Source organism: Sphingomonas sp. (assembly GCF_041661885.1).
Classification (GTDB): domain Bacteria; phylum Pseudomonadota; class Alphaproteobacteria; order Sphingomonadales; family Sphingomonadaceae; genus Sphingomonas.
Genome location: NZ_JBAZTL010000002.1, coordinates 442,953 through 465,563 on the forward strand (window position 1 = coordinate 442,953; position 22,611 = coordinate 465,563).

The 22,611-nt window shown below is 65.3% G+C and carries 19 protein-coding genes; 7 read left to right on the forward strand and 12 right to left on the reverse strand.

The genetic code is table 11. The annotated features are described in order from the left end of the window. Positions 1-88: 88 nt before the first annotated feature. Both WC704_RS06180 and WC704_RS06185 read left to right on the forward strand, forming a co-directional pair. Positions 89-1,273 carry a phosphatidylserine/phosphatidylglycerophosphate/cardiolipin synthase family protein gene (locus WC704_RS06180; protein ID WP_372889112.1) on the forward strand — a complete coding sequence of 395 codons (1,185 nt, stop codon included), beginning with the start codon at positions 89-91 and terminating at the stop codon, positions 1,271-1,273. After that, positions 1,270-2,592, forward strand: a complete 1,323-nt coding sequence (locus tag WC704_RS06185) for an MFS transporter (RefSeq protein ID WP_372889030.1) — start codon at positions 1,270-1,272, stop codon at positions 2,590-2,592. The genes WC704_RS06180 and WC704_RS06185 overlap by 4 nt, the downstream gene beginning before the upstream one ends. Here the strand turns inward: WC704_RS06185 and WC704_RS06190 are convergent. Then, complete coding sequence (locus WC704_RS06190; RefSeq protein ID WP_372889031.1) at positions 2,554-4,842, reverse strand: CDC48 family AAA ATPase; 2,289 nt, start codon at positions 4,840-4,842, stop codon at positions 2,554-2,556. The two genes, WC704_RS06185 and WC704_RS06190, sit on opposite strands and share 39 nt — an antisense overlap. A gap of 370 nt (positions 4,843-5,212) precedes the next feature. On the opposite strand from WC704_RS06190, the gene WC704_RS06195 reads away from it, so the two are divergent. Then, positions 5,213-6,103: a LysR substrate-binding domain-containing protein gene (locus WC704_RS06195; RefSeq protein ID WP_372889032.1), complete on the forward strand. Its 891-nt coding sequence runs from the start codon at positions 5,213-5,215 to the stop codon at positions 6,101-6,103. 37 nt (positions 6,104-6,140) lie between these two features. On the opposite strand, the gene WC704_RS06200 is transcribed toward WC704_RS06195, so the two are convergent. Then, complete coding sequence (locus tag WC704_RS06200; protein ID WP_372889033.1) at positions 6,141-6,611, reverse strand: peptidylprolyl isomerase; 471 nt, start codon at positions 6,609-6,611, stop codon at positions 6,141-6,143. 139 nt (positions 6,612-6,750) lie between these two features. On the opposite strand from WC704_RS06200, the gene mgtE reads away from it, so the two are divergent. Beyond that, entirely contained in the window at positions 6,751-8,151 is a 1,401-nt protein-coding gene (mgtE, locus tag WC704_RS06205) for a magnesium transporter (protein ID WP_372889034.1), read from the forward strand. A gap of 24 nt (positions 8,152-8,175) precedes the next feature. Then, the gene (locus WC704_RS06210) at positions 8,176-8,595 is read left to right on the forward strand and encodes a DUF1489 family protein (RefSeq protein ID WP_372889035.1); all 420 of its coding nucleotides are present in this window, start codon (positions 8,176-8,178) and stop codon (positions 8,593-8,595) included. A 47-nt stretch (positions 8,596-8,642) separates the two neighbouring features. Here WC704_RS06210 and WC704_RS06215 read toward each other — a convergent pair whose 3' ends face one another. The 5 genes from WC704_RS06215 to WC704_RS06235 form a co-directional block, all read right to left on the reverse strand. Further along, entirely contained in the window at positions 8,643-9,383 is a 741-nt protein-coding gene (locus WC704_RS06215) for a head GIN domain-containing protein (RefSeq protein ID WP_372889036.1), read from the reverse strand. Between the two features lie 111 nt (positions 9,384-9,494). Next, positions 9,495-10,028: a CarD family transcriptional regulator gene (locus WC704_RS06220; RefSeq protein WP_010161421.1), complete on the reverse strand. Its 534-nt coding sequence runs from the start codon at positions 10,026-10,028 to the stop codon at positions 9,495-9,497. A 241-nt stretch (positions 10,029-10,269) separates the two neighbouring features. Further along, positions 10,270-10,611, reverse strand: coding sequence for a ferredoxin FdxA (fdxA, locus tag WC704_RS06225; protein WP_033967381.1), 342 nt, complete (start codon positions 10,609-10,611; stop codon positions 10,270-10,272). Positions 10,612-10,644: 33 nt separating this feature from the next. Beyond that, positions 10,645-10,947, reverse strand: coding sequence for an RNA-binding S4 domain-containing protein (locus WC704_RS06230; protein WP_372889113.1), 303 nt, complete (start codon positions 10,945-10,947; stop codon positions 10,645-10,647). A 25-nt stretch (positions 10,948-10,972) separates the two neighbouring features. Further along, positions 10,973-13,507, reverse strand: a complete 2,535-nt coding sequence (locus WC704_RS06235) for a helicase-related protein (protein ID WP_372889037.1) — start codon at positions 13,505-13,507, stop codon at positions 10,973-10,975. A gap of 269 nt (positions 13,508-13,776) precedes the next feature. Between WC704_RS06235 and WC704_RS06240 the strand changes: the two genes are divergently transcribed. Continuing rightward, complete coding sequence (locus WC704_RS06240; RefSeq protein WP_372889038.1) at positions 13,777-15,243, forward strand: peptidoglycan DD-metalloendopeptidase family protein; 1,467 nt, start codon at positions 13,777-13,779, stop codon at positions 15,241-15,243. Between the two features lie 8 nt (positions 15,244-15,251). On the opposite strand, the gene WC704_RS06245 is transcribed toward WC704_RS06240, so the two are convergent. Then, entirely contained in the window at positions 15,252-16,901 is a 1,650-nt protein-coding gene (locus tag WC704_RS06245) for an ATP-binding protein (protein ID WP_372889039.1), read from the reverse strand. Between the two features lie 155 nt (positions 16,902-17,056). Between WC704_RS06245 and WC704_RS06250 the strand changes: the two genes are divergently transcribed. Next, positions 17,057-18,316, forward strand: a complete 1,260-nt coding sequence (locus WC704_RS06250; RefSeq protein WP_372889040.1) for an HD-GYP domain-containing protein — start codon at positions 17,057-17,059, stop codon at positions 18,314-18,316. A 43-nt stretch (positions 18,317-18,359) separates the two neighbouring features. Here the strand turns inward: WC704_RS06250 and WC704_RS06255 are convergent, their stop codons facing one another. Genes WC704_RS06255 through WC704_RS06270 form a run of 4 tightly spaced genes read right to left on the reverse strand, consistent with a single transcriptional unit; the run spans position 18,360 to position 22,506 of the window. Then, positions 18,360-19,082 carry a TIGR02186 family protein gene (locus WC704_RS06255; RefSeq protein ID WP_372889114.1) on the reverse strand — a complete coding sequence of 241 codons (723 nt, stop codon included), beginning with the start codon at positions 19,080-19,082 and terminating at the stop codon, positions 18,360-18,362. Positions 19,083-19,120: 38 nt separating this feature from the next. Next, entirely contained in the window at positions 19,121-20,035 is a 915-nt protein-coding gene (locus WC704_RS06260) for a sulfite exporter TauE/SafE family protein (protein WP_372889041.1), read from the reverse strand. A gap of 48 nt (positions 20,036-20,083) precedes the next feature. After that, the gene (locus WC704_RS06265; protein WP_372889042.1) at positions 20,084-21,097 is read right to left on the reverse strand and encodes a hypothetical protein; all 1,014 of its coding nucleotides are present in this window, start codon (positions 21,095-21,097) and stop codon (positions 20,084-20,086) included. A gap of 20 nt (positions 21,098-21,117) precedes the next feature. Further along, positions 21,118-22,506 (reverse strand): glycosyl transferase family protein, encoded by a 1,389-nt coding sequence (locus WC704_RS06270; RefSeq protein ID WP_372889043.1) that lies wholly within the window; start codon positions 22,504-22,506, stop codon positions 21,118-21,120. Positions 22,507-22,611 lie beyond the last annotated feature (105 nt).

A 22,611-nucleotide genomic window follows, 5' to 3' on the forward strand; every position in this document is an offset into this window, starting at 1 on the left:
TTTTTCGGAGCGATCCAAACCCTATGGCCCCTATCGGCACCGCGTCAACGGCTTGCGCAAGCACCGCATTGCCATCACCAAGGTGCCCATGCTCGACCGCGCGCCCGATCCCGCCCCGCAACCCAGCTTCACGGTCGCCGGCAATCGCTTGACCATGCTCGATACGGGCCCGCGACGACTCGACACGCTGATCGCGCTGATCGACGGGGCGCGGGCCACGCTGCGCATCCTTTATTACATCTATGTCGATGATGCCGCCGGAGCGAAAGTGCGCGGCGCGATGATCCGGGCGGCGGCACGCGGGGTAAAGGTGTCGCTGGTGGTTGACGGGCTGGGCAGCGAAGTGGCCGAGAGCCATCACTTTTTCGAGCCGCTGCGCGAAGCCGGCGTCGAGGTCTGTCGCTTCGTGCCGCGCTGGGGGCGGCGCTATCTGTTGCGCAACCACCAAAAGCTGGCGCTGGCCGATGGCGAATCCGATCAAGCGCGCGCGATCATCGGCGGGTTCAACGTCGAGGACAGTTATTTCGGGACGCCCGCCGAGCAGGCATGGCGCGACCTCGGTTTGTTGGTCGAAGGGCCCGCCGCGCAGCGCATCACCGGCTATTTCGATGCGCTGGCGCGCTGGGCCAAGCAACCCAAGCCGCCGCTGCGCGCGCTGCGCCGCGCGCTGAAGACGTGGAGCGAGCCTGATGGCAGCGTGCGCTGGCTGTTCGGCGGCCCGACGCGGCGCCTGTCGCCGTGGGCGCGCGCGGTGAAGCACGATCTCGAACAGGCGAAGCGCGTCGATCTGATCTCGGCCTATTTCGCGCCGAGCCCGGGAATGTTGCGGCGGCTCGACGCGGCGGGGCTGCGCGGGCGCGTGCGGATCGTGCTGGCGTCGAAGAACGACCACGGTGCCGCGATCTGGGCGTCGCGCTTTACCTATGCCGGGCTGCTACGCAAACGCGTGCAGATCCACGAATATCAGCCGACCAAGCTGCACACCAAGCTCTTCCTGATCGACGACGTCGTCTATATCGGCTCGGCCAATTACGACATTCGCAGCCTGTTCCTGAACCTGGAAATGATGCTGCGGATCGACGACGCGGCCTTTGCCACCCACGTCCGCGCCTATGTCGATGGCGAGGTGAACGAGTCCGAGCAGATCACCGCCGAACACTATCGCGCCACCACCGGCTGGTGGACGCGCACCAAGCAAGCCGCCGCCTTTTTCGTGATGACCGTGCTCGACTATAACGTGACCAAGCGGCTCAATTTCGGGCGTGAACGGTGAAGCGGCAAGCGCGGATCGACCGCGATTTCGCGTTGCTGTTCACCGTCATGCTGACGATTGCGGCGGGCAACACCGCGTTGCAATCGGTGCTGCCTGCGCTTGGCCGGTCGCTGCACGTGCCCGACAGCGCGGTCGCGGCGGCGTTTTCGGTGTCGGCCTTGCTGTGGGTACTGGCGGCACCGTTCTGGGCAAAGCGATCGGATCAGCACGGGCGGCGCGCGATGATCCTGCTCGGTGTGGGGGGCTTTGCCGTGTCGCTGAGCGTGTGCGGCGTATTTCTCACCGCCGGAATCAATGGCTGGATCGGCGGAACGGCGGCGTTCCTGTGCTTCATCGTCGGACGCTTGATCTACGGCACCTTCGGCGCAGCGGCACCGCCCGCCGTCCAGGCGTTGGTCGCGGGCAACACCTCGCGCGCGCAACGCACCAAGGCGCTGACGCTGTTGGGATCGGCCTTTGGGTTGGGCACGATTTTGGGGCCAGCGATTGCCCCCTATCTGATCCTCGGATCGATCGGCGGAGTCGAGATCGGGCTGGCGGGCCCGGCTTTCCTGTTCGCGCTATTCGGGCTCGGCGTGTGGATTGCGGTGCGGCAGATGCTGCCCAATGATCTGGTCCCGCAAGCCGGAACGCATGGCGCGGCCACTGCCTATCCCTCGATCGGCGGGCAAAGTTCGGGCGCGAGCATCATGGCGGCAACCGAACCGCATAGCGAGCATGTGGGCTATGCCGACCCGCGTATTCGCGGCTGGATGATCGCCGGGCTAATCATGGGCCACGGCCAGGCGATGACGGGGCAGGCGATCGGTTTCCTCGTCATCGACCGCTTGCATCTCGCCCCGGCGCTCGCGCTGCAACCGACCGGTATCGTGCTGATGATGGGCGCGGGCGCGGCACTGCTGGTGCAATGGGGGATCATCCCCAATCTCGATCTGCGACCGCGCGCGATGATGCTGACGGGGCTGCTGATCGCGACGCTCGGCTGCGTGCTGACCGGGCTGGCGACGTCGCTCTACAGCATCGCCTGCGCCTATGCGCTCGCCAGCGTCGGCTTCGGCTTTACGCGCCCGGCGTTTACGGCAGGCGCGTCGCTCGCGGTCGGGCATAACGCACAAGGGGCGGTTGCGGGGAAGGTCACCTCGGTCAACGGCGCGGCGTTCGTGCTGGGGCCATCGATCGGGGTCGGGCTGTACGAAGCATGGCACCCGCTGCCCTATGTGACAGCAGGTGCCGCGATGCTGCTGCTGTTCCTCTATGCCCGCCTCACCTTGCGCGAACCGTCAGCGATCTCCCTCGCGGGGGCGCAATTGCCCCGGTGAGACGAAGCCGATCGGCTGCAGAGACGCCGCATCCTGCTTCAGCCGCGTGCTCATCGATTCATATTCGCGTTCCAGCTCGGGCGTGACCGAGGCGCGCGATTCGCCCAGCGCAATCTCGAAATGCGCCATCGTCACCTGCGTGACGGCCAGCGATTCGCGCAATGCGGTAAGCCCAGCGCGCCGCACGAGATCCTCGAGATCGGCGCCAGTGAAGCGATCGGTACGTCGCGCGAGTTCGTCGAGATTGACGTCCTCGGCGATCGGCATCTTGGCGGTCTGGATCGCCAGGATGCGCGCGCGCCCGTCAAGGCTCGGCACGCCGACATAGATCAGTTCGTCGAACCGACCCGGCCGCAACAACGCCGGATCGATCAGGTTGGGCCGGTTGGTCGCGCCGATCACGACGACCGACTGCAATTCCTCCAGCCCATCCATCTCAGCGAGGATGGTGTTGACGACCCGTTCGGTCACTTGCGGCTCGCCAAGACCGCCGCCGCGTGCGGGCACGAGCGAATCGAGTTCGTCGATGAAGATCACGCACGGTGCCACCTGCCGCGCGCGCGCGAACAATTTGGCGATTTGCTGTTCGCTTTCGCCATACCATTTGCTGAGCAGATCGGACGAGCGCGTGGCGATGAAATTGGCCTGCGCCTCGCGCGCGACCGCCTTGGCCAGCAAGGTCTTGCCAGTGCCGGGCGGGCCGTAGAGCAGGAAGCCCTTGGCCGGACGAATCCCCAGTCGCCGGAACGCATCCGGGTCCTTCAGCGGCAGTTCGACACCTTCCTTTAGCCGCATCTGCGCGGCATCGAGACCACCGACATCCTCCCAGCGGACGCGCGGTGCCTCGACCATCACTTCGCGCATCGCCGAGGGCTGCACGCGCTTCAACGCATCGACGAAATCCTCGCGTGTCACGGCCAGCGTGTCGAGAATCTCCGGCGGGATCGTGCCCTCCGACAGGTTCAGCCGCGGCATCAGCTTGCGCACCGCCTCGATCGCCGCCTCGCGCGCGAGTGCGGCAAGATCGGCCCCGACAAAGCCATAGGTGGTGCGCGCCAGCTCATCCAGATCGACCTTGTCGCCAAGCGGCATACCGCGCGTATGGATGCCGAGAATCTCGCGACGGCCGCGCTCATCCGGCACGCCGACAACGATTTCACGGTCGAACCGCCCCGGACGCCGCAACGCCTCGTCGATCGCCTCGGGGCGATTGGTCGCGGCGATCACCACGACATTGGCGCGCGCTTCCAGCCCGTCCATCAGCGTCAGCAATTGCGCGACCAGCCGTTTCTCGGCTTCGCCCGACACTTGCCCACGCTTGGGCGCGATCGAATCGATCTCGTCGATGAACACGATCGAGGGCGCGGCCTTGGCCGCTTCCTCGAACACCTGACGCAACTTGCCTTCGGATTCGCCATAGGCCGAACCCATGATCTCGGGCCCGTTGATCAGGAAGAATTCGGCGGCGGATTCGTTGGCAACGGCGCGGGCAAGCCGCGTCTTGCCGGTGCCGGGCGGGCCGTGCAGCAACACGCCCTTGGGCGGATCGACGCCAAGACGCTGGAACAATTCGGGGTAGCGCAGCGGCAATTCGACCATTTCGCGCAATTGGTCGATCGTCGGGCCCATGCCGCCGATATCGTCATAGGTGACGTCGGCGCGGCGCGCTTCCTTCGGCTCCTCATATTCGGGGCGAAGTTCGATTTCGGTATGTTCGTCGACATGCACCACGCCCTTGGGCACGGTGGAGATCACCGCGAGGCGGATTTCCTGGAGCGCATAGGCCGGCGCACGCAGCATGTTCTGCACGCCCGGCGGCATGTTATCGACGCGCTGTTGCCCCGCCGTCGCCACCACATCGCCCTGCGTCAGCGGCCGCCCAAGAAAGGTGCGTTTCAACGCGTTGGCGGAACCCTGCAGCCGCAGATTCTGCTGCGCGGGCGCGAACACCACGCGCGTCGCCACCTTCGATTCGACGCGGCGAATTTCGACGAAATCACCCGATCCGACCCCGGCATTGGCACGCTGAAGTCCGTCGATGCGGATGATCTCAAGCCCTTCATCCTCGGCATAAGGCGCGACGGCGCGCGCCGGCGTGGACGATTTGCCGACGATCTCGATCACATCGCCTTCGCCAAGGCCAAGCGCCGCCAGCAGTGCGCGCGGCACATGCGCAAGCCCGCGCCCGCTGTCCTCGGGCCGCGCATTGGCGACCTGCAATTTCCGAATCGGCGTCTCGATGTCCGCCATGTGCTGTCTTCCTCGTTTCGCCCCCGCCGGTGCGCCAGGCGCCGCGACCGGGTGTTGAGCGCGCGAGATAGGATCGCGGTTCCACGAATACGAGTGGTCAGCCGAACTCTACAGCCAACCCATTGGAAACACAAAAAAGGGCCGACCCTCGGAAGGATCGGCCTCGAAAGTTTTAGGAGAGGATGCCTGAAAGGCACCCCCTATGTGCGGCACCGCGTTTCATGTTGCAAGTGCGAAAGAACCGAATGCGATTGCGCTTTCTGCAATCGCGGCTTTTCTTTTGCACCCGAGAAATGATAGCTTTCGATCGAACGGTATTTTGGTGCGTTGCACAATATGCCGCCACCAGCAGGGGAAAAGGCCCATCATCATGCGCAGATTGCCGCCACTGACCGCAATCGAGGCGTTCGTACAGGTTGCCCGTACCGGCTCGATCAAGGCCGCATCGCAGGAACTCGCTTTGTCGCCGCCCGCGCTCAGCCGCCGGATTCAGGCGCTTGAACGCTTTATCGGCCGCCCGTTGTTCGAACGGCGGCACCAGGCGGTTGTGCTCAACGCCGATGGTGAGCGGCTGCTGCAGCAAATCGCACCGGCGCTCGATCAATTGTCGGACGCGGTCGAAGTGATGACCAGCAACACCGACGTGCTCCGGCTGCGCCTTGGCATCTTGCCGCTCTATGCCTCGCAACGGCTGTTCCCGCGCTTGCCCGAGCTGCGCGCGAAGCACCCCGAACTGCATCTCGACGTCGATACCGCGCAGCACGGGCTCGCGCGGCTTGGCGAGGGGCTCGACGCGGTCATCGCGCTCGCGCGCGAAATCGACCCGGCATTGTATGCGCGGCGGCTGGATCGCAATCAGGTCTATGTGATTGGCGCAAAGAGCTTGCGCGACGGCCCCGACCCGGTGGTGCGCCCCGAACAGCTTGCCGGCCTGACCGCCCTGGTCCACCGCGAAATGCCCGACACCTTCAGCGCATGGCGCCTGGCTGCGGGGCTGAGCGACCTCGAACCACTGGCGATCGACCATTTCGATTCGGGCGCATTGATGCTGGAGGCGGCGGCACAGGGGCTCGGCATCGCCTTCATGCACGCGAGCCATTTCGAGGATGCGCATGACGACCGGCTGGTACGGCTGTTCGATATTTCGGTGGAAAGCCCCTACAGTTACTGGTTCGCGTGCCGCCCGCGCGCGCTGACGCAGCGCCCGGTAAAGCTGTTCCACGACTGGCTGATCGACACGATCGTCGAACCGGGGGTGTGAAGTCTCCCTCTCCCCCTGTGGGGAGAGGGAGATTGGGTTATTCTGCGCGCGCCTTCACAATTTTGCCGGGCTCGCGCGGCGGCTCACCCTTGGGGAGCGCGTCGACATGTTCCATGCCCGCGGTCACTTCGCCCCACACGGTATATTGGCCGTCGAGGAAGCGCGCGTCGTCGAAGCAGATGAAGAACTGGCTGTTGGCCGAATTGGGGCTCTGCGCGCGCGCCATCGATGCAACACCGCGTACATGCGGCTCCTTCGTGAATTCGGCGGCGAGATTGGGCTTGTCCGAGCCGTGCATACCGGTGCCAGTGGGATCACCGCCCTGCGCCATGAAACCGGGGATGACGCGGTGGAACACGACGCCGTCGTAAAACCCTTCATTGGCGAGTTCGGAAATGCGCGCGACATGGTTGGGGGCGAGATCGCCGCGCAGCTTGATAACAACATCGCCGCCGTCGCCATTTCCGGTGTCGAGCGTCAACGTCAGGGTTTCGGGAAGATCGGCCATCATGGCACTCCTCAAAAGGGGGGATGGTTCGCCCTAGCGTCGCCGTGCACGGCTGGCAAATCCCGAGGGCTATCGCTTGCTTGGCTTTGCAGCCGGGCGACGCTACACCGCGATCGTCGCGTGGCTGAGGAGGTCTGACATGAACGAGACCGACCTGCCCGAGACCGAAATCGACACCGCGCAGCTCGACGAAGACGACCGGCTCAAGCCTGAATTCGTCCGCTCGGTGCTCGACGCGGTTGAGGATGGCGATGCCGAGGGCGCGCGCACGCTGGTCGAGCCGCTCCACCCCGCCGACATCGCCGATCTGTTTGAACTGACCCCGCACGAACTGCGCGCGGCGCTCGCCACCGCGCTCGAAAATCTGCTCGACGGCGACGTGTTCGCCGAGATGAACGATTATGTCCGCGAGGATTTGATCGACGCGCTCTCGGCCACGCAAGTCGCCGACATCGCCTCCGAACTCGACACCGACGACGCCGTCGCGATCATCGAGGACATGGAGCCCGCCGACCAGCGCGAGGTGCTCCGCGCGCTCGACCCCGACGATCGCGCCGCGATCGAGGAAGCCCTGCGCTACCCCGAGGAATCCGCCGGGCGCTTGATGCAGCGCGAGCTGATCGCCGTGCCCGAACATTGGACGGTCGGCGACGTGCTGGAATATCTGCGCGGACATGAGGAACTGACCACCGATTTCTGGGAAATCTTCGTGGTCGATCCCGGCCACAAGCCGGTCGGCACCGTCGCCCTCTCCTGGATCCTGCGCACCCCGCACGGCATTGCCATCAGCGATGTGATGCAGCGCGAACAAACGCTGATTCCGGTCGATATGGACCAGGAAGAAGTCGCTTTGCGCTTCCAGAAATATGCGCTGATCTCAGCGGCCGTCGTCGATACCGCCGGGCGGCTGGTCGGCATGATTACGGTCGATGATGTCGTCCACATCATTTCCGAAGAGGCCGGCGAAGACATTTTGCGCCTGTCGGGCGCGGGCGACGGCGACATCAACGAACCGATCCATTTGACGGTGCGCACGCGGATCACCTGGCTGGTGGTCAATCTTGGCACGGCGATGCTGGCGGCGTCGGTGGTTGGGTTGTTCCAGGGCGAGATCGGGCGCTTCGCCTTGCTCGCGGTGCTGATGCCGATCGTGTCGGGCATGGGCGGCAATGCCGGCACGCAAACGCTGGCGGTGATGGTGCGCGCCATCGCCACCAACCAGCTTACCAGTTCCAATACGGGCCGCATGATCTTCCGCGAATTCCGCATCGCCGCCGCCAATGGCGTGATGCTGGGCGCGCTGATCGGGCTTGGCACCTTGCTGATCTTCGGCAACGTCAATCTGGCGATCGTGATCGCGATGGCGATGGTCATCAACAATCTGATCGCGGGCCTGTCGGGTGTGCTGATCCCGGTGACGCTCGACCGGTTCGACATCGATCCTGCGGTGTCGTCGGCAGTGTTCGTGACGATGATGACCGATGTGATGGGGTTTTTCTCGTTTCTCGGGCTCGCCACGCTGTTCGGGCTTGGCGGTTAGCGCGCCCCGCCCCATTTGGCGTAAATGCCACTGCATCTGACCAAGGTCGCCTTCGGCGCGACCAGCCTCGACCATCTCGCCGAACGTCTGCGCCAACGCGGTGCCGAAGGGCCAGTGTTCCTCACCACGCGCTATTTGCCTAAACGGCATGAGGAAATTGCCGGGCCCGGTGCAGGGGAAGGCGGCTCGCTGTTCTGGATCATCAAGCACACGCTGGTGGCGCGCTCCCCGATCCTGCGCTTCGGCGAGGCCGAGGGCGGGCGCGTTGCGATCCATATCGACCCCGAACTGGTGCTGACCGAAGGCCGCCCCAAGCGCGCGCATCAGGGCTGGCGCTATCTTGAGGCCGCCGATGCACCCGCCGATCTCGGCGCGGGTGTGGTAGCGAGCGACGCGATTCCGGCGGCGTTGCTCGGAAAATTGTCGGCCTTGGGGCTGCTGTAAGCCGCCTCGTTATTGCCCCGCTACCGTTCCACCACACGCAAGCGCGATCAGCCGCCGCAATGCACCTCACCCGAGCCGATCTTGGTGGTCGCGCATTTGGCACTGCGGCCAAGATCGACATCGCCCGATCCGACCACCGACACCGACGCGCTGCCATCGACATCGGCGCGGACATTGCCGGAGCCCGCAACCGACACATTCGCGCCGCGCGCCTTCAGCCCGCCTGCTGCGACATCGCCCGATCCGGCGACGTCAACGGTCAGCCGATCCACCGTGCCCTTGGCGACGATACCACCCGACCCGGCGACCGATAATTTTGCGTGCGGCACTGTCAGCGCCGCAATGCTGAGATTGCCCGAGCCCGCAGTGTCGCCGGCAAAATCCCCGCCGGCGACACGATCGATCGCGAGATTGCCCGATCCGGCGATCTGCGCGGCAGCAATGCGTGGCATCGTCACGAACACCTTCACCGAGGCGCGATCGCCCCAACTGATCCCCAGATGGTTCTTGCGCCCGACGCGGAGCGTATCGCCGACGCGCTCGATCTTGAGCTTGTCGAGCTCGGCGCTCGGCCCCTCGGCGCGGACCGAAAAGGCTGGCCCCACGCGTACATCGACATTGTCCGAGCCGCGCAGCGCGACGCCGGTAAAATCGGCGATGGCGAAGGTCCGTGCCGGGCCGGTTCCCGCAGCGGGGGCGCCGGGGCCGCCATCCTCGTCATGGATCGAACAGGCCACCAACGGAGCGGCGGTCAACAACAAAGCGGGGAACAAAAAGATAGCGCGCATCGAGAGCCTCCTGTGTATTGCTTTGACAATACACCTGCCGGTCGTCCGCGCAACAAAAAAAGGGCGGCTGTCGCCAGCCGCCCTTTTTCGCAAGCGAATCGCCAATGCGGATCAAGCCGGAGCCTTGTCCTTATTGTGGATCGCGGCGGCCTTGCGCAGGATTTCGAGGATCTTTTCCTGCGCGGTCGGCTCATCGACCTGCTCCATCGCGGCGAGTTCGCGCGCGAGGCGGCTGGTCGCGCCCTCGAAAATCTGCCGTTCCGAATAGCTTTGCTCGGGCTGGTCATCGGCACGGAACAGGTCGCGGACCACTTCAGCAATCGACACCAGGTCGCCCGAATTGATCTTGGCTTCATATTCCTGCGCGCGACGTGACCACATCGTGCGCTTGACGCGGGGCTTGCCGGTCAAGGTTTCGAGCGCTTCACGCAGCGTTTTGTCGCTGGACAGCTTGCGCATCCCAACGCTTTCGGCCTTGTTGGTGGGAACGCGCAACGTCATGCGTTCTTTTTCGAAGCGCAGCACATAGAGCTCGAGTTGCATCCCGGCGATTTCCTGCCGTTGCAGTTCGATCACACGGCCAACGCCGTGCTTGGGGTAAACGACATAATCGCCGACGTCGAAGGACAGCGCCTTGGCAGCCATTCCGTAAGACCTTTCTGTGGACCGGGGTTCCCGGGGCAGCGCGTCCGCAGCAGCAACGCTGACGGGGCACATGCGGGTGTTGGTTGTGTACGTCTCCGTGGTCGGAAGTACGCTCGCTGGCGCTTCCGTGCGGACCTTTTAACAGAGTCGTAATAAAATTACCAGCCAAACGTCGCGCAATGCGCAGCGTTAACGCTCAAAGGCGTTCCCAGATTGGGATTGCTGCCCGCGTTGGCGCAGATCAGTCGCCCGCGCCGGGTTCTGCCGAGAAGTATTTGTCATACTTGTCCGCCTCGCCCTTATGCTCATCGGCATCGGCGGGGGTTTGGTCGGCCTTGCGCGTGACGTTGGGCCATTGCGCGGAGAAGGTCGCGTTCAGCTCCAGCCAGGTTTCGACATCCTTTTCGGTGTCGGGCAGGATCGCTTCGGCCGGGCATTCGGGCTCGCACACGCCGCAATCGATGCACTCGCTCGGGTTAATGACGAGCATGTTCTCGCCTTCGTAGAAGCAATCGACCGGGCACACCTCGACGCAATCCATGTACTTGCACTTGATGCAGGCATCGGTGACGACGTAGGTCATTGAAACACTCCCGGAGCAACGAACGCGTTGCTGCTATGCGCGAGCGCTTCCGCCGTCAACGCCTCCGCGCATCGAAGGCGCATTTTCGATCAAGTCGACATAGCAGGCGCGCGCTTCGTCGGAGGGGCCACGCCGCATCGGCAGCGCCACCACGCGCAGCGCGCGAACGCGTCCGCCGGGCGTAACGAAGGCGATAATGCAGCCGACGCGCACCGGCGCGGCAGGCTTTTCGATCGCGCGACCGTCGATCCGCAAATGCCCGCTGGCCGCCATCGTTTGTGCGATTCCGCGCGTTTTAGCGATCCGCGCGAACCACAAAAAGCGGTCAATCCGCATCATGCCCTGCGTCGCCGCCAAGCGGTTACACCACCAGATCCGCCAAGGCGGCAAACGCCCCGGCCAAGGCGGTGTCGCGCGGCGGCGGCGTGGCGCGCACCGTTGGCAGCCCGCGCCAAGTCCACAAGGCAGCCGCATCCGGCCCGACGGGGGCGGGGCGAAAACCGAACCCCGCCATCAGCCGCTCGAGCGTCGGGCGTGTCAGCCCCATCGACAAAGCGAGCGCCGGATCGAGCGCGAAGGGTTTGCGACCCGACGCCCCGCGCGCGTCATGCGCCGCCCGCGCGATCCGCTCGACCAGATCGATCCGCACCGCCTGCGCCGCGACCGGGCGATAGCCATGATCGAGCGTTGCGCCAGGGGCCCCGCGCTCCAGCACGCTCGCGCCCTCGCGCGGGCCGGCTTCCACCGCGACCCCGGCGCGCGCCGCCCGCAACACGCGCCGCCAGCGTGCCGGGGCGGGCTTCAGCACACGCGCATCGAACACGTCGAGCGCGCCGATCGTCACCCCGGCCCCGCGAAACGCCTTGCGCGCCACGCCGTCCAGACCATCGAGCGACACCGCGATATCGGCGCGCGCCACCATCCCGCCACCCGCGACCAGCGCCGCTGCAACCGCGCGAGAGGCGGGGCTGGCGGCAGGATCGCGCTGCACCGAATCGAGCAGCGCCAGCCCCGGCAGCGCGCGACGGAGCTGCCCGGACAGCCAATCGCCGAGCCGCGTCGCAATGCGCCCGCGCAGCTCGACCGTCAGACATTCGAGCGCACGATCCAGCACCACACGCGGGCGCATCAGCGAGGCACCGGGGCCGAGCGTCGCCACCGGCAAAGCGCGCCACAGCAGCGTCGGCACCGCGCCTTCGTCCATCACCATCGTCAGATCGGCATCGGTCGCATCGGCCAGCGCCAGCCCGCGCCGCGTGCGCTCGTCGCCCAGGCGGCGCTCGGCGGCGGCGAGCAGCAGGCGCTTGTCGGCGGCGCGCGCATCGGCGGCGACGGTGAAGCGAAAGCCGTCGAGCCGCCCGATCGCATGATCCTCGACCAGCACTTCGCCCTCGGGACCGATCGTCACGGGCAGCGCGCGCGGATCGGCACCGATTTGGCGCATAAGCAAGGTGGTGCGCTTATCGACGAAGCGCTGCGTCAGGCTGGCGTGCAGCGCGTCGGACAGCCGCTCCTCGACCGCGCTCGCCCGCGCCGACCAATGCGCCGGGTCGGCCAGCCAATCGGCACGGTTGGCGATATAGGACCAGCTCCGCGCCGCCGCGATTCGCCCAGCGAGCGTTTCGACATCGCCCGCCACATGGTCGAGCCGGGCGATTTCGGCGGCGAACCATTCGTGCGGGATATGACCCTTGCCCTCGCTGAGATAGCCCCACAGCCGCGCGACGAAACGGCTATGCGGATCGCCCCCCAATTTGCGGAAATCGGGTACGCCGCACGCCGCCCATAACCGCGCGACCATCGCCGGATGCCGCGCGCGGGCGCGCACGCCCGGCTCCTCGGCCATGCGCTTGAGCACCGCGAGATCGACCGATTGCGGGGCCGCCCACAAGGCCGGATGCTGCGGACGCTGTTCCAGGCTCGCGATCAACGCATCGACGCTCGAATAATCGGGCTCGCCTTGCCGCCAATAGAGCTGTTCGAGCGGCGGGAAGCGATGTTCCTCGATCGCCAGTACCTCTTCGGGCGCGAACGCCCCCGGCCCTTCCTCAACCAAGGCGCCGAAGGTGCCGTCGCGTTGATGCCGCCCGGCGCGCCCAGCGATTTGCGCCATTTCGGCGATGCGCAGGCGGCGCTGGCGATGGCCGTCAAATTTGTTGAGGCTGGCAAAGGCGACATGCGCCACGTCCATGTTGAGCCCCATGCCGATCGCATCGGTGGCGACCAGATAATCGACTTCGCCCGCCTGGAACATCGCGACCTGCGCATTGCGCGTGCGCGGGCTAAGCGCGCCCATCACCACCGCCGCGCCGCCGCGTAAGCGCCGCAACATCTCGGCCACCGCATAGACTTCCTCGGCGCTGAACGCGACGATCGCCGAGCGTTTGGGCAAGCGGCTGATCTTCTTCGCCCCGACATAGGTCAGCGTCGAAAAGCGCGGGCGATTGATGATCTCGATCTTTGGCACCAGCGCCTTGAGCATCGGTCGCAACGCCTCCGACCCCAACAGCATCGTCTCCTCGCGACCCCGTGCGCGCAAAATGCGGTCGGTGAAGACATGGCCGCGCTCAGGGTCCGCGCCCAGTTGCGCCTCGTCGAGCGCGACGAAGGCGAGATCCTTGTCGAGCGGCATCGATTCGGCGGTGCACAGAAACCAGCGCGCATCCTTCGGCACGATCTTCTCTTCGCCGGTGATGAGCGCGACGCGATTCTCGCCCTTCAGCTTGACGACACGGTCATAGACTTCACGCGCCAGCAACCGCAGCGGGAAGCCGATCATGCCGCTCGAATGGCCACACATCCGCTCGACCGCGAGATGGGTCTTGCCGGTGTTGGTCGGGCCCAACACTGCCGTAACGGGCACCGCCGCAGCGGCGCGGCCTTGGGTTTGTTGCATGACTCCTGCAACATCGCGTGCCACGGACCTGCGCGCAACCGCTAGTCACGAGAAATATGCGACTCTACGGAGATTTCCTTAACCATATCGAATTACGCACTTTTCCCTAAGTTCCATCCCTTCGCCGTATAGACCAAACGCTTCGCCGCGCCCGGCCCGTTTCGACGGCGCGGTTAATTTGACTTTAGGCTTTGCCCGGCACAGTCCTACGCCTGATGCTGCGGGGCGGGTACCGGCAGCAGTTGGGATTTTCGGGGACACCCTCAGCCTTGTTCTTGCGAAGCGATCATGGCCTGGAGCAGGCGGGCGGCACGGCGACGATGGCGTTCGGTCGCGCGATCGTACCACAGCCCGAACTGGGTTTGGTTGATCGACTGCGCACCGCCGCACTGCAAATCGACTGGGTGCCCGATCTCGGATCGCGAATCGGTTCACTCGAGTGGTGGCGTGGAGCCGCGACCTGCGCCGCCCTGTGCGCAACCGCCATCGCAATCGCCCCACCAATCGGTCGCCCCTTGCTCGGCACCATGCCCAGCCCGCTGACCGGCACCGACCGTGACGAAGCGCGCGCGCAAGCGATCGCACCGATCGCCTGGGGTGGCGACAGCGGGCGGCATATGGCAGCAAACGACCTTGTCGTCCCGCTGGCCGAAGCGCCCGAACGCCCGATCGAGGATCGCACCGTCACCGTCGGGCGCGGCGGCGGCTTTGGCGACATGCTGCAACGCGCCGGCCTTTCCGAGCACGATGCGCAGGATGCGACCGCGCTGATTTCGTCCGCCGTGCCGCTGGGGGATTTGAAACCCGGCACGCAAATCCCGATCACGCTGGGTCGGCGCCCGAACAAGACCGTGGCGCGCCCGCTCGAAGCGCTGTCGGTACGGGCGCGCTTTGATCTCGCACTGACGTTGAAGCGTGCCGGCACCGGCCTGACGCTCACCCGCCAGGCGATCGCAATCGACAATACGCCGCTGCGCATTCAGGGGCCGGTCGGGGGCAGCCTGTACCGGTCGGCGCGCGCCGCCGGTGTGCCCGTCAAGCTGGTCGAAACCTATATCAAGGCAATCGCCACCAAATTCGCGATCGGGCGGGTTTCCTCGGGCGACACCTATGATCTGGTGATCGAGCGCCAGCGCGCCGCCACCGGCGAGCAGCAGCTCGGCAATCTGCTGTTCGCCGGGCTCGATCATGGCGACAAGAAGACGCAGTTGGTCAAATGGACCGACGGCACCTGGTATGAAGCCTCGGGCCAGGCCGAGCGGCAAGGCATGTTCACCATGCCGGTGTCGATGGCGCGGGTCACGTCGAGCTTCGGAATGCGTTTCCACCCGCTGCTCGGCTTCACGCGGATGCACAAGGGCATCGATATCGGCACGCCGTGGGGCACACCGATCCATGCCCCCGCCGACGGCACGATCGTCTATGCCGGGCGCAGCGGCGGCTATGGCAATTTCATCAAGATGGCGCATGGCGGCAACATCGTCACGTGCTACGGCCATCTCAGCCGGTTCGCGACACGCTCGGGCCAGCATGTCGCGCGCGGCGAAATCATCGGCTATTCGGGCAATAGCGGACTGTCGACCGGACCCCACCTCCATTGGGAGGTCATCCGCAATGGCGTCGCGGTCAACCCGCGCGGCTTCTCCTTCTCCAGCATTGCCACCCTGTCAGGCGAACAATTGCGCCAGTTCAAGGCGAAGGTGGCGAACCTGCTGGCGGTGCGACCGGGGGCGTAAGCCCCGCGTTACCGCCCCTGCGCGCGCCAGCGTTTGAGCGTCCGCGCAATAATCTCGCCCTCTCCGCCGGTTTCCCGCCACAGCCGCGAGAAAACGGGGTCGTCCGATGCGGGGCGCTTGTCCTCGGCCAGCGTATCGAAGGCGACGCGGATCGGAATCGCAACGCCCTCCCCACACACGATCGCCTCGCGATTGCGCAAGGCGGGGATCGAATCGAGGAACCCGCGCGCGCCCTCGGGCATCGCCGCGCGGACAAAGGCCTGGTCGCGATCGTTGTTAAGCCGCATTGCAATGATGGTGCCGCATTGCGACAGCACACCCTCCGCCAGATCCGATGGCCGCTGGGTAATCAACCCCAGCGCCACGCCATATTTGCGGCCTTCCTTGGCGATGCGGCTGAGAATGCGCCCGACGCTCGAAAAATCGGCATGTTGCCCGCTCGGAATGTAGCGATGCGCCTCTTCGCAGACGAGCAGGATCGGCCGCTGCGGCTCCCCGCGCGACCAGATCGCAAAGTCGAACACCATCCGCGCCAGCACCGCCACCACCACCGAGGTGATTTCGCTCGGCACACCCGACACATCGATGATCGAAATCGGCTTGCCGTCGCCGGGCAAGCGGAAGATCCGCTCCAGGAACGCGCCCATCGTATCGGCGACCAACATGCCCGAAAACATGAAGCCATAGCGCGGATCGGTCTTGATCTCGTCGATCTTGGTCTTCAGCCGCAAATAGGGCGCGGTGTCGCCCGCCCGGTCGAGCTTGCCCATTTCGAGCTGAATCAGGTTGGACAGGTCGCTCAGCAGATACGGCACCGGGGCATCGACCGTCAGCTTGCTGATTTCCTGCCCCAACCGCCCCTTCGCGCGCGCGCCGAGCAGACATTTGGCGAGGATGTCGGCGTCAATCTGCCGCTCCGCACCCGATGCGGTGACGAACACCTCGCAATGTTCTTCAAAATTCATCAGCCAATAGGGCATTTGCAGATTGGACACGTCGTAAATCGCGCCATTGCCCTTGAAGGCGGCGGCATATTCGCCATGCGGATCGACCATCACGATATGCCCCTGCGGTGCCAATTCGCAAATGCGGTGGAGGATCAACGCGACAGCGGTCGACTTGCCCGTGCCGGTCGAGCCCAGCAGCGCGAAATGCCTGCCAAGCAACGCATCGACATAGAGCGCGGCGCGAATGTCGCGCGTCGGATATACGGTGCCAATTTCGATATTCACGCGCTCGTCTGCCGCATAAATCTGCGTCAGATCGGCGGTCGAAACCGGATAGACCGGATAGCCGGGAGTCGGATAGCGGGTGACGCCGCGGCGGAAATTATACAGCTTTCCGGTCAGCTTTTCCTCGTCACCCTCGCCCAGGAAATCGACCTGCGCGGCGATGCGGTCTTCCTGCCCGTCAATGAGTTTCAAGGACCGGACATTGGCGATCAGCCATGAACCGCCGACGCGCACCTTGATTTGGCTACCAACCGATCCGGCAGCGGCGATCACCGGATCGCCATGCCCCATCGTCGCTTCGAGCGCGACGGGATCGAGCATGACCAGGCTGCTGGATCCGGCAATATCGAACACCATGCCGATGCACGGCATCGCCGCCAGCGGCGCGGCTTGGACAAAGGCGTTACCGCCCGGCATCTCGGTCATCGGCAGCCCTTGCTTGCTTCGTGCGGCTTTCATGCCGGACGACCGGTAAAGATCGGGTAAGGATGCCGACGGGTGCCCGCACCCTGCTCACGCCGCTTCCCCAGAGAACGGTATCTTAACCGATTCGGCTGCATCACCCGTGTTGTTGGAGAGTGATGCTCAGACGAATTGCGCCCGGTCAGGTCAAAATTGGCATGTTCATTCATGCCTTCGATGAGTCGTGGCTGGACAACCCCTTCTGGCGCACGCGCTTCCTGGTCAAAAATACCACCGATCTCGACCGTATTCGCGAAAGCGCCGTTTCGTCGGTGGTGATCGACGAGCGGCGGGGCCTGCCTTTGAAAGCGGGGAATCCCTGTCAGGGGGCCCCAACCGTTCCAACGCTTTCCGACCCGGCATCTTCACCAAGATCGGCTTCGGCGCAGCAACAGGCCAACAGTTTTGCCGAAGAGGCAGAGCGCGCGACCCAAATGGTCCGCGCGGCAACCGACGAGATAAAAAACCTCTTCGACGCAGTGCATGGTGGGGAGGTCGTCAATATTTCGGCCTTTTCATCGACGGTGGTCGAGGTAATATCGTCGATTAAACGTAATCCTCGTGCGTTGATTGCCATTACCCGCCTCAAGTCGCGCGATGTCTATACCTATGTTCACTCGCTTTCGGTCAGCGCGCTCCTCACCAGTTTTGGGCGCAGCCTCGGCATGAACGAGATGGAGGTTTATGAGCTCGGGCTTGCAGGTCTTCTCCATGACATTGGGAAGATCTTCATCCCCGATACCGTTCTGCAAAAGCCCGTATCGCTGACCGATGAAGAGTTTGCCGTGGTGCGAACGCACCCGGAGCGAGGCTATCACCTGCTCCGCCAAGACCCGACAACCCCGGACGTAGTGCTGGACATCTGCCGTCACCACCATGAGCGCGTCGATGGCACGGGCTATCCGTTCCGATTGAAGGGGGAGGGAATCAGTCGCGTGGCCCGCATGGCGGCCATTTGCGACGTTTACGATGCCCTGACCTCCAACCGCGCCTATAAAAGCGCGTGGACGTCGCAACAGGCCATCACCAAAATGCACCGTTGGGTCGGCCATTTTGATCCCGACCTTCTGCTTGCCTTCATGGAGGTTATTGGGGTCTATCCGCCGGGCTTGCTCGTGCGGCTGCCTTCGGATCGGCTTGCGGTCACATTACTCAATGGTCGACGTGCGTCGCGCGCCAAGGTGCGGGTGTTCTATTGCGCGCGCACCCGGACACCATTGCCGCTCCACGATGTCTTCATCGAAGACAGCGCCTCCGACAATGAGGTGCTGAGCGAACAAGTCCCGCTCGATTGGGGCATTGCGAACTGGTCGGTGGTTGCGGAACAGTTGATGGACGGCAAAACGCCGCGCCTGCCCTCCAAGCCGTTGTTTTCGTAAAATCTCTTTTACCAGCGGCGCGAACAGCATCGCCCCGCCTCTCTCAAAAACGCCGCGCAACCACCCCGGCGCCCCAGCCGAACAACACCGACAGCGCCACCGCGACCAGCCCGTACAGCACCGATTGCCGCTCGGCCGAGCGTGCGACGAAGCGCTCGAAGCCCGATTTGCGAATGTCGATTTCGCGCGTCGCCACCGCCAACACGCGACCGTCGCGGATCAGGAAGGTTTCGGCGGTAAATCGACCGACCGGCACCCGTGCCGGAATCGTCACACGCGCGCGGTACAGCACGCCTTCGCTAATCTCGACCGCGCCCGGGGCCTCGACATACAGGCCGTTGCGCCGCCTCAGCTCGACCAGCCCGCGCGCGAAACGATCCTGATCCTGCAGCGGCGCGCTGGAAGCGGGGGACAGTTGCAGGCTCGACAGGCCCAGTTCGTAAATCGCGCGCGTGCGCGCATCGAGCATCCGCGCAATCGGCTTGGACGAAGCGATTGCATAGAAACTGGGCGCCGAGCGATAGCGCAGCCGATTGGCGTTAACCCAGATCAGCCCGCCCAACTTCTGCTTTTCGCGGATCAGGATCGATTGCACCGGCCCCTTCACCACCACCACGATGTCGGTCGGCTTGTCGTCATCGGGCAGGCGCCCGCCGGGATAGAGGATCGCGCCGAACAGCAGCAAATCTGCACCGGTAAAGCTGTACTGGATTTCGATATCGCGCTGCGACACGTCGGGCACCAGCACCGGCTTGGATTGCGCCATCAGCAACGGTGCCAGCAGGACCGCGATCCAGCCCCGCTTCACGACAGATCGACCGAATAGATTTCGTCGGGCCGCCAGCCCAGCCCCAGCGCGATTCGCCCGGCGACGAGCAACACGATCACCGCCAAAGCGAGGCGCAGATATTCGGGCTTCACCCTGGCGGCAAAGCGCGCGCCCACCTGCGCGCCCGCGACCGAGCCGAACAGCAGCAGCGCCGCCAGCACAATATCGACCGCCTTGGTCGTCGTCGCATGGACCATCGTCGCCATCGCGGTCACGAACAGCGTCTGGAACAGCGAGGTGCCGACCACCACCTGCGTCGTCATGCCCAGCAGATAGAGCATGGCCGGCACCAGGATGAATCCGCCACCGACGCCGAGCAGGATCGTCAGGATGCCGACGCCGAACCCCAGCAGCAGCGGCGCCAGCGGCGAAATATACAGCCCCGAGCGATAGAAGCGCGTGCGCAAGGGCAGCGCTGCGACCAGCGGATGGTGGCGCCGCTTGCGCGCGCGCGGCGCCTCGCCCGCGCGCGCGGCGCGGATCGCGCCCAGCGCTTCCCTGGCCATCATGCTGCCGATCGAACCGAGCAGCACGACATACACGATCGCGATGACGGTATCGATCTGCCCGCTCGCCTGCAGCAACCGGAACACCCAGCCGCCGAACACCGAACCGACCAGTCCGCCCGCAACCAGCACCCCGCCCATTTTGAAATCGACGCCCTTGCGCCGGACATGCGCGAAGACGCCGGAAACGCTGGCCCCGGTCACCTGGCTTGCAGCGGAGGCGGCGGCGACGGTTGGCGGAATACCGTAAACGATCAGCAAGGGCGTGGTCAGGAAACCGCCGCCGACACCGAACATGCCCGACAACAGCCCAACGCCGCCCCCCAACAGCACGATGACGAGCGCGTTGACCGAAAGATTGGCGATGGGCAGGTAGATGTCCATTGCGCGACAGCGTTAACCGTTCGCGCCGCTTGCGCAAAGCACGCCGTGTCAGAAATCCGCACCGAGCGTCAGCGCCGGCCCTGATCCGGGCCGCGCATCCCCGGCAACACGCGCGCGCCAATCGAAGCCGAGCCGCACCGAGCGTTGACCAATGGGGACGGTGAGCGCCAGCGACGGCCCCAGATCGAGCCGCGCCGCGCCGCGTTGCGCAGCGCCCCACACCCCGGCCCCAAGATCGACCCGAACGCCGCCGATTGCCGCAAAGGGATGTGCGATCCGTACCGCCCCATCGCCATAGGCCTCGGTCGTCGTGCGGCGAATCACGCCCGCCTGACCATAAGCGTCGAGCCGGAAGCCAAGCGGCAGTCGCGTTGGCCCAACCCCGCCAACGAGCGCCAGTCCCGATCCGCCGCGCCCGCCCGAGATCGCGAAACGCTGTTCGGCGACCAATCGCAGCGGCAGGCGAGTCGGTTGCCATTCAACCCCGAACGCCGCCTCGCGCAGGCCCGGCCCCAGCGGCGAAGACACGCGTCCAGCCAGCGCAAGGCGATGCTTGCGATCGACGGTATAAGCAATCCGCACCCCCGCCTGCGATCCGCCGAGCTGCCCGCCAAGGCCCCCTGGCGCGAGCCCGGAACCAGCGCGGGCGAACAGCCATGCACTCCCAGACCAACGCGACGGCGGAGGTCGCCCTGCGGGCATGTCTGCGCCGGCGGGATGTGGAAGGCCTGGCAATAAGGGGGTCGCTTGCGCGGGAGCCGCCTGCACCACCGGCTGCGCGTCGCCGTAGCGAACGAGCCCAAGCAGCGCGAGCGCGATCCGGGTTGGATCGGGCTTGCGCGGCGACGGCCAGCGCGGGGCGGCCACCGTTGTGCCATTCCGGTGCGGCTCCTCTTTCCCCACCCCCGGTCTGGTGGCCACGGCTGGTACTTCGCGCACCATCGCCGTCACCACGCCCGGGACAACGGCGCGAAGCACGTCCGCTGCGGACTCGAACTGCGGCCACAGCAGCGCCACCCGCGCGCCGACCCACGCGATCAGGAACAAGGCGAGGAACCGCAAAGGGCGCCCCCGCCCGGTTTTCATTGATCGAGCTGCGCCAGGTCGGGAAAGGTGTGCTGGGTTTTGTCCCACCGCAGCGCCGTCCCGCGCAGCGACGCGACATAAGCGACCATCGCGCGCCGTGCGGCGAGCAAAGCGATGAGATTGCCGACAAAAGCGCGCGGCAACGACCAGGCCGCCTCGCGCCAGCCATAATCCGCGCCGGTAAACGCCGCCCGCGAGGCAAGCCGCCACAGCAGCAAGGCCGCGTTGACGCGCAACAGCCCCGCCATCGGATCGGACAGACGCAGCCCGCCGCCATCCAGCAACGCATGGCCCAGCAGCGACGCGCCCCACGCCACCAGCGCGACATAGGCGATCGCCAAGATGAGGACCGAGATCGGCGCGCGGCGATCACGCATCCGCATCCAATGTTCGTGCAGATCGAGCGGGCGCGCCCACCCCATCCGATCCCACCCCGCCAGCGCGATGCCCGTCATCCAGCGCGATTTCTGCCGGACCGCAGTTTCAAGCGTGGCGGGGAAATAGGCGCGCACCGCGACCAATGGTCCGCCCCGCCGCTCGCGCACCCGCGCGAACGCACCGCGCCCGCCCAGCCCGGCAATGTGCAGGCCAAGCTCATAATCCTCGGTCAAGCTATCGGCATCGAACGGTACGCCACCGCGCGCCGCAGCAATCCTCTCGAGCATCCCGCGCTCGATCGCGCAGCCGACCCCGGCAAGCGGCAACCCCGCGCCGAGCGCCTGGCGCACCACGAGATTCTTCCCATGCGCCTCTGCAAATTCATCGGCATAATGGCCCGAAACCAGCCGCGCTTTGCCATCCACCAGTGGCAATACCGGCAACTGCACTGCGGCGTATCGCCCGATCAGGGCATCGATCACGCGCAGTTCGGCTGGATGAACCATATCCTCGGCATCGTGCAGTTCGACTGCCGCCACGCGAATCTGCTCGCTTCGCTCGTCGCGCAGCAGCGCCGCCCACAGCGCATTCAAGCAGTCGGCCTTGGTCGTGGGCCCATCATTCGGCCCGATCACCAACCGCACACGGGCATCGTCCGCCGCCACGGCAGCGACGGCGGCGATGGTCGCAAGATCGTTGGGGTACGTGCCAACGTAGATTCGGTAATCGGGATGATCGAAGCGCGCGAGGCTGGCCCGCAACATCGCACCGATGACGCTTGCCTCATCCCATGCGGCAACGAACACGGCCATCCGGCGGGGCTCTTGCAGGGCGTAGCCCTCCAGCGTGTCGGGCAAGCGATCGGATCGCCGCCACAACCGCGTCCACAACCAGGCGAAGTCGACCGCGATGTCATCGACGCCCCCGACCAGAAAGCCGATCGCGGCGAACAACATGGTCTCACGCGCGACCGCGTCCAGCGCGGCGATGACCCACTCTCCCGCCAAGAGCGTTCCTCCCCCTCGACCGGTGCCCCCCGAGTCGAATGGTCGCTTTTGTCCAACAGCCCGTTCCTTCGATCAAGCTGTCACAGCATCGTCACCATTCATCGA

Coding starts and splice junctions, on each gene's coding strand:
- WC704_RS06220 (WP_010161421.1), bottom strand. CDS start 10,028: ATGGCTGCCAAGGCGCTGTCCTTCGACGTCGGCGATTATGTCGTTTAC.
- mgtE (WP_372889034.1), top strand. CDS start 6,751: ATGAACGAGACCGACCTGCCCGAGACCGAAATCGACACCGCGCAGCTC.
- WC704_RS06190 (WP_372889031.1), bottom strand. CDS start 4,842: ATGGCGGACATCGAGACGCCGATTCGGAAATTGCAGGTCGCCAATGCG.
- fdxA (WP_033967381.1), bottom strand. CDS start 10,611: ATGACCTACGTCGTCACCGATGCCTGCATCAAGTGCAAGTACATGGAT.
- WC704_RS06230 (WP_372889113.1), bottom strand. CDS start 10,947: ATGCGGATTGACCGCTTTTTGTGGTTCGCGCGGATCGCTAAAACGCGC.
- WC704_RS06260 (WP_372889041.1), bottom strand. CDS start 20,035: ATGGACATCTACCTGCCCATCGCCAATCTTTCGGTCAACGCGCTCGTC.
- WC704_RS06215 (WP_372889036.1), bottom strand. CDS start 9,383: ATGCGCGCTATCTTTTTGTTCCCCGCTTTGTTGTTGACCGCCGCTCCG.
- WC704_RS06245 (WP_372889039.1), bottom strand. CDS start 16,901: ATGACCGAGATGCCGGGCGGTAACGCCTTTGTCCAAGCCGCGCCGCTG.
- WC704_RS06250 (WP_372889040.1), top strand. CDS start 17,057: ATGCTCAGACGAATTGCGCCCGGTCAGGTCAAAATTGGCATGTTCATT.
- WC704_RS06235 (WP_372889037.1), bottom strand. CDS start 13,507: ATGCAACAAACCCAAGGCCGCGCCGCTGCGGCGGTGCCCGTTACGGCA.
- WC704_RS06210 (WP_372889035.1), top strand. CDS start 8,176: ATGCCACTGCATCTGACCAAGGTCGCCTTCGGCGCGACCAGCCTCGAC.
- WC704_RS06255 (WP_372889114.1), bottom strand. CDS start 19,082: ATGGCGCAATCCAAGCCGGTGCTGGTGCCCGACGTGTCGCAGCGCGAT.
- WC704_RS06200 (WP_372889033.1), bottom strand. CDS start 6,611: ATGGCCGATCTTCCCGAAACCCTGACGTTGACGCTCGACACCGGAAAT.
- WC704_RS06180 (WP_372889112.1), top strand. CDS start 89: ATGCTCGACCGCGCGCCCGATCCCGCCCCGCAACCCAGCTTCACGGTC.
- WC704_RS06195 (WP_372889032.1), top strand. CDS start 5,213: ATGCGCAGATTGCCGCCACTGACCGCAATCGAGGCGTTCGTACAGGTT.